Origin of the sequence: Nocardioides sp. NPDC057772, from assembly GCF_042798075.1 — a bacterium.
Classification (GTDB): domain Bacteria; phylum Actinomycetota; class Actinomycetes; order Propionibacteriales; family Nocardioidaceae; genus Nocardioides.
Map to the genome: position 1 here is coordinate 1 of NZ_JBHVKN010000173.1, position 10,905 is coordinate 10,905.

The 10,905-nt window shown below is 69.4% G+C and carries 10 protein-coding genes; 4 read left to right on the forward strand and 6 right to left on the reverse strand.

Annotation, left to right across the window (positions count from 1 at the left end):
• The 4 genes from ACFVJS_RS21800 to ACFVJS_RS21815 all read right to left on the reverse strand — a co-directional run.
• Window positions 1–1,117, reverse strand: a 1,117-nt coding sequence (locus ACFVJS_RS21800; protein WP_378884799.1) for a hypothetical protein, incomplete at its 3' end; no start/stop codon positions are given.
• Entirely contained in the window at window positions 1,114–2,721 is a 1,608-nt protein-coding gene (locus ACFVJS_RS21805; RefSeq protein WP_378884802.1) for a succinic semialdehyde dehydrogenase, read from the reverse strand. The genes ACFVJS_RS21805 and ACFVJS_RS21800, both read right to left, overlap by 4 nt.
• A gap of 34 nt (window positions 2,722–2,755) precedes the next feature.
• Entirely contained in the window at window positions 2,756–4,378 is a 1,623-nt protein-coding gene (locus ACFVJS_RS21810; RefSeq protein WP_378884805.1) for a GMC family oxidoreductase, read from the reverse strand.
• Window position 4,379: 1 nt separating this feature from the next.
• The gene (locus ACFVJS_RS21815; RefSeq protein ID WP_378884808.1) at window positions 4,380–5,543 is read right to left on the reverse strand and encodes a steroid 3-ketoacyl-CoA thiolase; all 1,164 of its coding nucleotides are present in this window, start codon (window positions 5,541–5,543) and stop codon (window positions 4,380–4,382) included.
• 199 nt (window positions 5,544–5,742) lie between these two features.
• On the opposite strand from ACFVJS_RS21815, the gene ACFVJS_RS21820 reads away from it, so the two are divergent.
• The gene (locus ACFVJS_RS21820) at window positions 5,743–6,966 is read left to right on the forward strand and encodes a cytochrome P450 (protein WP_378884811.1); all 1,224 of its coding nucleotides are present in this window, start codon (window positions 5,743–5,745) and stop codon (window positions 6,964–6,966) included.
• A gap of 14 nt (window positions 6,967–6,980) precedes the next feature.
• Here the strand turns inward: ACFVJS_RS21820 and ACFVJS_RS21825 are convergent, their stop codons facing one another.
• Both ACFVJS_RS21825 and ACFVJS_RS21830 read right to left on the reverse strand, forming a co-directional pair.
• Window positions 6,981–7,478, reverse strand: a complete 498-nt coding sequence (locus tag ACFVJS_RS21825; protein WP_378884814.1) for a GNAT family N-acetyltransferase — start codon at window positions 7,476–7,478, stop codon at window positions 6,981–6,983.
• Between the two features lie 15 nt (window positions 7,479–7,493).
• Window positions 7,494–8,111 (reverse strand): TetR/AcrR family transcriptional regulator, encoded by a 618-nt coding sequence (locus tag ACFVJS_RS21830; protein ID WP_378884817.1) that lies wholly within the window; start codon window positions 8,109–8,111, stop codon window positions 7,494–7,496.
• 118 nt (window positions 8,112–8,229) lie between these two features.
• On the opposite strand from ACFVJS_RS21830, the gene ACFVJS_RS21835 reads away from it, so the two are divergent.
• From ACFVJS_RS21835 to ACFVJS_RS21845, 3 genes are all read left to right on the forward strand, one after another.
• Complete coding sequence (locus ACFVJS_RS21835) at window positions 8,230–9,051, forward strand: MlaE family ABC transporter permease (RefSeq protein WP_378884820.1); 822 nt, start codon at window positions 8,230–8,232, stop codon at window positions 9,049–9,051.
• Window positions 9,051–9,884, forward strand: coding sequence for an ABC transporter permease (locus tag ACFVJS_RS21840; RefSeq protein ID WP_378884823.1), 834 nt, complete (start codon window positions 9,051–9,053; stop codon window positions 9,882–9,884). The genes ACFVJS_RS21835 and ACFVJS_RS21840 overlap by 1 nt, the downstream gene beginning before the upstream one ends.
• On the forward strand, window positions 9,881–10,905 hold a 1,025-nt coding region (locus tag ACFVJS_RS21845), incomplete at its 3' end, for an MCE family protein (protein ID WP_378884825.1). The genes ACFVJS_RS21840 and ACFVJS_RS21845, both read left to right, overlap by 4 nt.

Consider the following 10,905-nt stretch of genomic DNA (forward strand, 5'->3'; position numbering starts at 1 on the left):
CCTCGACGTCTAGGTGAGGGTCGAGAGCCTGCACCGCCACCTGGAGCGGAACGAACCATTCCGGCCCGATCAGCGAGACCCAGGCGCCGTCCTCGTCGGCGGCCGAAGGCCGGACGACCAGCGCGTCGGCATCCACGTCCATCGAGACGTACGCCGCGGGGTTGAGCATCGGGTGGAGCGTCAGCAGCCGCAGCGCGCCCGTGGTGTCCGGCGGCAACGAGAGGGCCCGTGCGAGGCGGGCCCCGGCGATGCCGGCGACGCCGACGAGCTGCTTGCGGCGGATGTCGAGGAGCTGCTCGGGCGAGGTTGCCCGCGGCTCCAGGGCGAGGGTGAAGCCACGGTCGAGCAGCGCCATCTGCAGGCAGACCTCGTCGGCGATGCGCGCCAGCGCGGAGCGGGAGAACGCAGCGAGGTCGAGGTCGGAGACGAGCGGCCCGGCGTAGTCGGCCACGCCCTCATCGCCCGCGTCGATCGGGGCCAGCTCGAGCCCGGCGGCCCGAGATCGCTGGTTCACCGCCAGCTCTGGGATCGCCACCGCCTCGGGATGGGCGTCGTCGATGGTCACGGTCCAGCGACAGTGCGGCGTCCGGTCGGCTGGTGTACGCGGCGGCCGGTGGACCGGGCGTACCTGGGCGCGCGGATGGGTCGCGATGGCGGTGGCGTCGAAGGTCGGGTCCTCGATGTCGTGGCACATGCCGCGGACGTACTCCTCGCCCATCGGCTCGACGTCCATCAGCGCGCCGCAGTGGTCGAGGTGGAACTCGCCGTGGCGGGCGTCGTGGACGGCGTAGCGGAAGTCCATGAACTGCGGCGGCGCGCCGATGTCGAGCTGGAGACCCTTGAAGATGGTCGGCACATCACCCTGCCCTGGCACGGCTGGGGCGTAGCCGAGGGCGACCTGCATCCGCCGGGTGTAGATCGGCGAGGCGGCGGCCCACTCCACGATCGCGATCCGCAGCATCTCCTCACGCCCGAAGGCGGAGATGCACCACGCCATTCCGGCCCGGTCGATGAGCTGGCCGATCAGGAGGAGCTCGCGGACGACCTCGGCGAGCTCCTCCCGGGTCAGGTCTGCATAGCGGGAGCGGACAGGCTCTGCAGCGGTCCCAGCGGTCAACGAATGCCGAGCTTCCGCATCCACCGCAACGACGTCTGCATCTGCTTGGCGTAGTCGTCGAAGGTCTGCTTGCCCTGCGGCCCCATGACCTGCTTCTTCAGGGTGGCGACGTTCTGCGTCTCGGTGTACTTCAGCAGTCCCTGGTCGCCGTGACGGGCGCCGACGCCGGACTGCTTCATGCCGCCCGACGGGGTCGACTTCGACGCGTACGCGGTGGCCAGCCCGTCGTTGATGTTGACGTTGCCCGACTCGATCCGGGCCGCGACCTGCTGGGCGCGCTTGAAGTTCGTGGTCCACACCGAGGCGTTGAGCCCGTAGTCGGTGTCGTTGGCGAGCTCGATCGCCTCCTCCAGGGTGGAGTAGCGGTGCAGCGAGACGACCGGCCCGAAGGTCTCGGTCACGCCGTGGAGCATCTCCTTCGTCGTGCCCTCCAGGATGGTCGGCTCGAAGAAGGTCGGCCCGATGTCGGGGCGCGCCTTCCCGCCGGTCAGGACGGTGGCTCCCTTGGCGACGGCGTCCTCGACGTGCGACTGCACCCGCGCGAGGTGCTCGGGGGAGACCAGCGCCCCGAGGTCTGGTCCGAAGGCGTACGCCGCCTCGATCCGCATCCCCTCGACGGCGGCGACGAACTTGTCGCGGAACTCCTCGTACATCGACTCCGGGATGTAGATCCGCTCGATGTGCATGCAGATCTGGCCGGTGTTGCCGAACACGGCGAACATCGAGCCGCCGACGGTCTCGTCGATGTCGGCGTCGTCGAGGACGATCATCGGGTTCTTGCCGCCGAGCTCGAGGCAGGCGCCGATGAGGTTGCGGCCGGCCTGCTCGCCGATGATCCGGCCGGTCGCGGTCGACCCGGTGAACATCGCGTAGTCGACGTTGTCGATCAGGGTCGGGCCGACGTCGGGGCCCTCGCCGCAGACGACCTGGAACAGCCCTTTGGGCAGCCCGGCCTCCTCGAGCAGCCTGATCCCGAACATCGGGGAGAGCGCGGTCTTGTTGTCGGGCTTGAGCAGCACCGCGTTGCCGGCCATCAGTGCCGGGATCGCGTCGGAGAGACCGGTCGCGAACGGGAAGTTCCACGGCGCGATGATCCCGACCAGGCCCCGCGGCGGGTGGCGCTCGATCGAGCTCGACAGCAGCGGCATCATGCCCGGGCGCTTCTTGTCCTTGAGCAGCTTCGGGGCCCGCTTGAGGTAGTGCGAGATCACCATCGGCGGGTCGCAGACCTCCTCGAACGCGATCCGGCGGGCCTTGCCCGACTCGGCCTGGATCAGGTCGGCGATCTTGTGCTGGTTGCGCAGGATCAGCTCGTGGGCGCGCTTGAAGACGGCCAGTCGCTCGGTGAGGGGGGTGGCCGCCCACGCGCGCTGCGCCGCGCGCCCGGCTGCGGCCGCCCGCTCCACGTCCTCCGGCGAGGACTGCGGCAGTGCCACCAGCACCTCGCCGGTGTAGACCTCGGTGAGCTTCCAGGACGCCCCCGTCGAGGACGGGACCCGGGAGACCAGCGCGCCCAGCAGCTCCTCGGTGATCCAGTCGGGGCGGCGCGGTGTCCTGAGCTTGTCGAAGGGTACGGCTGCTGTCTTGGCTGTGTCAGTGCTCATGTCTGCTTCCGATCAGCTGGTTGTCGGGGTCGCTCTAGGAGTCATCGTCGAGAATGAACGTCGCACAACGGTCACCGATCATGACCGCGGGAGCGTTGGTGTTGCCGCCGATGATCGACGGCATGATCGAGGCGTCGGCGACGCGGAGGCCGTCGATGCCGCGTACGCGGAGCTGCGGATCGACCACGGCCCGCTCGTCGACGCCCATCCGGCAGGAGCCGACACCGTGGTAGATCGAGGTGGCCCGGTTGGTGACCTCCTCCTTCATCGCCTCGGCGTCGATGCTCTTGCCGGGGTGGATCTCCGACTTGACCTGGTCGCCGAAGGCGGGGGAGGCCATGATCTCGCGGATCATCTCGACGCCCTCGAGCAGGACCCGCTTGTCGTCTGGCTCGGCGAGGTAGTTGAAGTCGATCAGCGGCTCGGCGGTCGGGTCGGCGTTGCGCAGCCGCAGTGTTCCGCGCGAGCGCGGGTAGATCAGCGACGACATCACCGTCAGCGCCGCCCGCGGGTCGACCTCGTGGCGGATCGGTGCGTCCTGGTTGGGCGAGGGGTAGGCCCAGGGGAGCACGTGCAGCTGCAGGTCGGGTACGTCGGTGGCCAGCGAGGTGCGGACGAACCCGACGGTCTCGAAGACGGTGTGGCCGAGGATCGACCTGCCGACCGTCTGCTCCTTCAGCACCGCCTTGCCGAAATAGGCGGCGGTGCCGTGGTGGAGCGCGGTCGGCATCTCCCAGGTGGTCGGCACGAACATGTGGTCGTGCAGGTTGTCGCCGACCGGCAGCTCCTGCACGGTCTCGATGCCGTGCTCAGCGAGGTGGGCGGAATGACCGATTCCGGAGAGCATCAGCAGCTGGGCCGAGCCGAAGACGCCCGCCGAGACGATGACCTCCTGGCTCGCCGAGATCGTCTGCGGCCCCTGTCTGGTGAGGATCTCGACGCCCCGGGCGCGGCCGTTCTCGAGCACGATCCGCGAGACGTGCACCCGGGTGAGCGTGGTGAGGCTGGGCAGGTCCTGGTCGTGGAGGTAGCCCCGCGAGGCCGAGTAGCGGAGCCCGTCGATCGCGCTCTGCTGGAAGGTCGAGACGCCCTCCTGCTCGGCGCCGTTGTAGTCGTCGAGCACCTTCACGTCGAGGGTCTCCGCGGTGGCGCGCTGGAAGGAGAGCGACGCCTCGGTCGGCCGCGGGTGCTTCATGACCTTGATCGGCCCGCCCGTGCCGCGGTAGTCGGAGCCACCGCCCTCGTAGTCCTCGATCCGCCGGTACGCCTCGTTGACCGAGTCCGCGTCCCAACCGGTGTTGCCCTCGGCGGCCCAGGCGTCGTAGTTGGCCCGGTTGCCCCGGACCCAGAGCAGGCCGTTGATGGAGGAGGAGCCGCCGAGCACCTTGCCGCGCGGCTGCGGGAGCTCGCGGTTGCGGGCGTGCTTCTGCGGGACGGTGTGGTAGCCCCAGTCGACGAGCCGTTTGAGCCGCGGCTCGGCGTGGAGCGGGCCGATCATGCCCGGCTTGGTGACCAGGTAGTTGCGCCGATCGTCCTTCCCGGCCTCGAGCAGGATGACCGACTTGCCGGCCGCGGCCAGGCGGCCGGCGACGGCGCAGCCGGCCGAGCCGCCGCCGACGACGACGTACTCGGCCTCGGTGACCTTCTCGCGGGCCATCTCAGATCCTCTCGATGATCGTCGCGGTGGCCTGGGCGCCCCCGGCACACATCGAGACCAGGGCGGTGCTGGCGTCGCGGCGCTCGAGCTCGTGGAGGGCGGCGGTGAGCAGCCGGGTGCCGGTCGAGCCGACCGGGTGGCCGAGCGCGATGGCGCCGCCGTTGACGTTGATCTTCTCCTCCGGGACCTGGTGCACCTTGGCCCACGACATGACCACGCCGGCGAAGGCCTCGTTGACCTCGGCGATGTCGATGTCGGCGATCGTCATGCCGCTGTCCTCCAGCGCCTTCTCGGTCGCTTGGACGGGACCGTCGAGGTGGTAGTAGGGGTCGGCCCCGACGAGGTTGGAGGTGACGATGCGGGCCCGGGGCTTCAGCCCCAGGGACGAGGCGACCGAGGAGTCCATCAGCAGCAGCGCCGAGGCGCCGTCGGAGATCTGCGAGGAAGTGCCGGCGGTGTGGGTGCCGCCCTCGAGCACCGGGCTCAGCCCTGCCAGCTTCTCCAGGGACGTGTCGCGGATGCCCTGGTCCTCGGTGACGGTGCGGAGCTCCCCGGTGGGGTTGCCCTCGTCGTCGAGCATGGGGGCCTCGACGGCGAAGATCTGGCTCTTGAAGTGTCCGGCGTCGCGGGCCTGGCGCGCCTTGACCTGCGACCACAGCCCGAACTCGTCGACCTCGTTACGGGAGAACCCACGGTCCTTGACGATCCTGTCGGCGCCCTCGAACTGGTTGGGCAGATCGATGTTCCAGTCCGCGGGACGCGGATCACCGGCTCCCTTCGGCACGTTGGCGCCCAGCGGGATGCGGGACATCGACTCGATGCCGCACGCGATGCCGATCTCGATCTGGTCGGAGGCGATCATCGCGTTGATCAGATGCGTGGCCTGCTGGGCCGAGGAGCACTGCGCATCGATGACCGTGGAGCCGGTGTGGATCGGCAGTCCGGCATGGAGCCAGGCCCGGCGGACCATGTTGTTGGACTGCTCGCCCGCCTGGGACACGCAGCCGCCGATGACCTGATCCACCAGGTCAGGGTCGATCCCGGCGCGCTTGAGCACCTCGACCTGGGTGGCGCCGAGCAGAACGGCCGGGTGCACGCCGGCCAGCCAGCCCTTGCGCTTGCCGATGGGGGTGCGGACGGCTTCGACGATGACGGGCGTGCCCATGGAACCTCGCTCTTCGGGGGTAACGACTGGTCGCTGGTGCGCGGCAACGCGCGGCCACGCCGGGCGACGTGACACGGGTTACACTCGATTGTCCCAAATTAGAACGTGTTCTCGTTTGACGCAACCCTTGTGTGATCCTGGGCACTATGTGACGATAAACTAGAACGTGTTATAGAAAAGACCTCGAAGGAGCACCCCCGTGACCGCTCTCCCCGTGGATTTCGATCCGACCGATCCCGTGCTCAACGAGGAGCGCGTCCCGCTGCAGGAGTTCCTCGAGCTGCGCAAGACCGCCCCGGTGTGGTGGGTCGAGCAGTCGCCGGCGGCGCGCGCCGGCTTCCTCGACACCGGGTTCTGGGCGGTGACCAAGCACGAGGACATCCTGGCCGTCTCCAAGGACAGCGAGAACTTCGGCACGAACGAGAACGGTGTGATCATCCGGTTCGCGCCCGACATGACGCGCGAGCAGGTCGAGCTGCAGCGCGCGATGCTGATCCACCACGACGCGCCCGATCACACCAAGCTGCGCCAGATCATCAGCCGCGGCTTCACCCCGCGGGCGATCAACGCCCTCAAGGAGCGTCTCGTCGAGCGGGCCAACAACATCGTCGACGACGCCCTGGCCAAGGGCGAGGGTGACTTCGTCTCCGAGGTCGCCGCCGAGCTTCCGCTCCAGGCGATCGCCGAGCTCCTCGGCGTTCCCCAGGAGGACCGCCGCAAGCTCTTCGACTGGTCCAACCAGATGCTCGCCTACGACGACCCCGACTACGACGCCGATCCCGAGGCCGCCTCGATCGAGATCCTGTCGTACGCGATGGCGCTGGCCGCCGAGCGCAAGGCCGACCCCAAGGACGACATCATCTCCAAGCTCGTCAACGCCGAGCTGGAGGGTGGTGCGCTCGGCGACGACGAGTTCGGCTTCTTCGTCATCCTGCTCGCGGTCGCGGGCAACGAGACCACCCGTAACGCGATCACCCACGGTATGCAGGCCTTCTTCGAGAACCCCGACCAGTGGGAGCTGTGGAAGAAGGAGCGCCCCGACACGATGGTCGACGAGGTGATCCGCTGGGCGACCCCGGTCACCGTCTTCCAGCGTACGGCGCTCAACGACGTCGAGGTCGGCGGCCAGCTGGTCAAGAAGGGCCAGCGCGTCGGCATCTTCTACGCCTCCGGCAACCACGACGAGGACGTCTTCGACGACCCGGACACCTTCGACATCACCCGCGAGCACAACCCCCACCTCGCCTTCGGTGGCCACGGCGCCCACTACTGCATCGGCGCCAACCTGGCCCGGATGGAGGTGCGGATCATGTTCGACGTGATCGCCGACCGGATGCCCAACCTGAAGCCCAACGGCACCCCGCGCCGGCTGCGCCACGCCTGGATCAACGGCATCAAGGAGATGCCGGTCATCTACGCCTGAGCTGCCGTCACGGTCTAAGGCAGCCTCACGTTGGAGAAGTGGGGCCGGCGGAACGGGTACTCCGTCGGCACCCACTTCCTCAACGCTTCGTAGGCCACCTCGTAGAGACCCAGCTCGTAGGCCTCGGTGGTCACCCACCAGCTGACGTCGACGTCATAGGAAGCCAGCTCCTCGCTCAGCTCCTGCCGGATGCCCAGCGGGTAGAGATAGGCACACCCGACGTAGCCGAGCCCGGCCGTCTCCAGGACGTAGGAGAACGACTTGTTCTCCTTCCACTCGCCCTCGTGCCAGACCAGGTCGATGTAGTCGTCCTCCTCCGAGGTCGGCCCCTCCGGCCACCCGCCTCCCCGGGTGGCGTTGATCAGGTCGCGGTCGGCGTTGATGGCGCGTACGTCGTCGGCCAGGCACTCGCGCGACAGCGGTCGTGCGGTCAGGTCGCCGTGGGTGAGGACCCGGGGCGCCTCGAACCCGGCGGGCACGGCCAGCAGCTTGCTCAGTCCTGCGTAGCTCATGCCCGAAGGCTACGGTCAGCGACGCAGGGCGAGCATCCCGGCGTACGCCGCCAGCAGCCGCTCCTTCGGATACTCGTCGGGCCTCACCAGCAGCAGCCGGGCGAACTCCTGCACCAGCGCGACGAGCGAGTGGGCGATCACCTCGACGTCGAGCTCGGTGGCGGGCCCGAGGTTGGTGCGGAGCACGTCGGCGACGAACCCACGCAGCACGACCAAGGTGCTCTCGATGCGCTCCCGCACGACCGGCGGTGCGCCGTCGATCAGCCCTAGCACCGGACGCCAGGTCTCCGGGTCGGCCTCGACCGCTTGGAGAAGTCCGGTGGCCGCGTCGAGCAGCCACCGGTCGAGCTCCACCGGGACCCCGCCGGCCGGGATGAGTGCCAGGGCCGCGTCGGTCGCACGCTGCTGGGTGCGGTCGAGCAGGGCGTGGAGGAGGGGGTCGATCCCTCCGTACGCGTCGTAGACGACCGGCCGGGTGACGTCCGCCTCGGCGGCGATGGCGCTGATGGTGAGGTGGCCGTAGCCGTCACGGACGAGCACGCGCAGCGCCGCGTCCAGGAGCGCCTCCCGACGCTCTTCGAGAGGCATCCGGGCGGCATAGCGTCGCCTGGCGGCGGTTCGGTCGTTGGCCATCACGAGGAACGTTACGGCCTGCGGGACGCGCCGCGGAAGGGGTGACACAGGCCACACGATGTGCGAATCTACACGCGTGTAGTAATTGGTGGCGGCTGTCGACGAGGAGGAATTTCGGGTGACTGCAACCCTGCCCGAGCGGCTGGCGACCAGCCTCTGGCACCGTTTCGCCGAAGGGCTCAGGACCGTAGGGGAGACCATCGCCCTGGGGGTCGAGGCCTGCGCGTACGCCGCCAAGGACATCCTCACCGGCCGGTTCGACTGGGCCCAGGCCGCCGACCAGGCCTGGTTCATGGCGCGGGTGTCGTTGCTGCCGACGATCCTGGTCGCCATCCCGTTCGGCGTGGTGACGTCGATCCAGGTCGGCGCGGTCGCCAACAGCATCGGCGCCTCCTCCTTCAGCGGCGCCGTGAACGGCGTCGGGGTGCTGCGCCAGGCGGCGCCGCTGGTCACCTCGCTGATCATCGCGTGCGTGGTCGGCTCGGCGATCTGCTCCGATCTGGGGATGCGTGCGATCCGCGACGAGATCGCGGCGCTGGAGGTGATGGGCACCAACCCGATCCAACGGATGGTCGCGCCCCGGATCGTGGCCGCCGTCTTCCTCTCGGTGTTGCTGACCGCGATCGTGGCGGTGGCCGCGATCGCGACCGGGTACGTGATGAACGTCGGCCGGGGTGTGGTCGGCGCCGGCACCTATCTCGACGCGTTCACCAACTTCAGCCAGAGTGCCGACCTGTGGCTGGCCGAGGGCAAGGCGGTGCTGTTCGGGCTGATCGGCACGACCGTAGCGGCCTACAAGGGGCTGGGCGCGACCGGTGGACCGCAAGGCGTGGCCCAGGCGGTCAACCAGACCGTGGTGCTCAACGTGATCGTGCTGGCCGTGGTGAACGCGGTGGTCACCCAGGGCTACCTGACGCTCGCCCCGGGCGGGGGTGCGTGATGGCTGCGGTCGAGACCGACGGGCCGGCGACCGGCTGGTGGAGCCCACTGGTCCCCTTCGGCTCCTTCCTCACCTTCAGCGCCTCCGTCCTGCTGGCGGTGCCGGCCACGCTCGTGCACCACTGGCGCACCTGCCTGGAGCACTTCTCCGACATCTGCTGGGGCAAGGGGGCGATCATCGTCGGCGGCGGCACGATCGGGGTGATGGTGCTGCTCTCGGTCTCGGTCGGCACCTCGCTCGGCATCGAGGGGTTCAACGGGCTCGAGCTGGTCGGCCTGGCGCCGCTGGTCGGGTTCATCTCCGCCACCGCCAACACCAGGGAGCTCGGGCCACTCGTGGCCGCACTCGCGCTGGGTGCGCAGGTCGGCTGCCGCTTCACCGCCCAGCTGGGCGCGATGCGGGTCAACGAGGAGGTCGACGCGCTCGAGGTCATGTCGGTGCGGCCGGTCAACTACCTGGTCGCCACCCGGCTGGTCGCCACCATGCTCGCGATCGTGCCGCTCTACGCCATCGGTCTGCTCGGCTCCTACATCGCCTCGGAGTCGACGGTGGTGATGCTCTTCGGCCAGTCGCCGGGCCAGTTCGACCACTACTTCCTCGAGTTCCTGACGATGCGCGACATCGGCTTCTCACTGATCAAGATCTTGATCTTCGCCGCGATCGTGGTGCTGATCCATTGCTGGTACGGGCTCGCCGTCTCGGCGGGCTCGCTCAACGTCGGCGAGGCCACCGGCCGTTCGATCCGGGCCAGCTTCGTGGTGATCGTCGTGCTCAACATGCTGCTCACCGTCGCCATGTGGGGTGGCGACCCGGGCTTCAGGATCTCCGGATGAGCCGCGCCACGAGCCCCCGGACCCTGGCCGTACGCGGCGCCGCCGGGGTGGTGGTGTGCGGGCTGCTCGCCGCGGGGATGATCGTGCTCGCCGGGCGCCCGTTCTCCGACGACGTCGCGACGCGGGCCGCCATGGTCGACGTGGGTGCCTCGCTGCGTACCGGGTCGGACGTGAAGATGGGTGGCGTCATCATCGGCACGGTCACCGGTATCTCCCGGGCCGCCGGTTCCTCGAAGGCGGCCGTCGCGATCCGGCTGGATGGCGAGGCGGCCGAGAGGCTCCCGGCCGATGTGGCGGCGCGGGCGCTGCCGGCGACCGTGTTCGGCACCGCGTACGTCGACCTGGTCTCGACGGGTTCCGCGTCGGGGCGGTGGAAAGGCGGAACGATCCCCCAGGACCTGCGCCAGGGCACCGTGGAGCTGCAGCAGGCCCTCGACAGCATCGACGAGCTGGTCAAGGCGGTCAGCCCGGCCGATCTCAACGCCGCGCTGGCCGCGGTCGCCGGCGGGCTCGACGGTCGCGGTGACGACATCGCTCGGACCCTCGAGCTTGCCGCGAACGTGCTGGAGCAGGCAGAGGCCGACCTGCCCACGATCCGGTCCACCGCGGCGCTGCTGGCGGTCAACCTGGAGACGCTGGAGGCCTCGGCCGGTGATCTCTTCGCCGCCCTGGAGTCCGGCACCGCGACGGCGGAGACGATCGCCGCGAAGCGCGAGCAGCTCGCCGAGCTGCTCTCCGGTGGCCTCACCCTGACCGCGCAGGCCCAGCGGTTCCTCGACGACCACGGCGCCGAGCTGGTCGAGGCCATGGATCAGGCAGCGGTGGTCGCCGACGCCGTCTACGACAACCGGGAGGACGCGGTCGTGGAGAGCTTCCGCGCCAACCGCGAGATCGGCCAGGAGATCCCCACCGTGATCGTCGACGGCCGGGCGGCGCTCGACCTGATCCTCCACCGGGCGCCGGCGCCCAGTACACCCACGCCTGCTACTCCGACATCCCCCACCTCTTCCAGGGCCGGGGG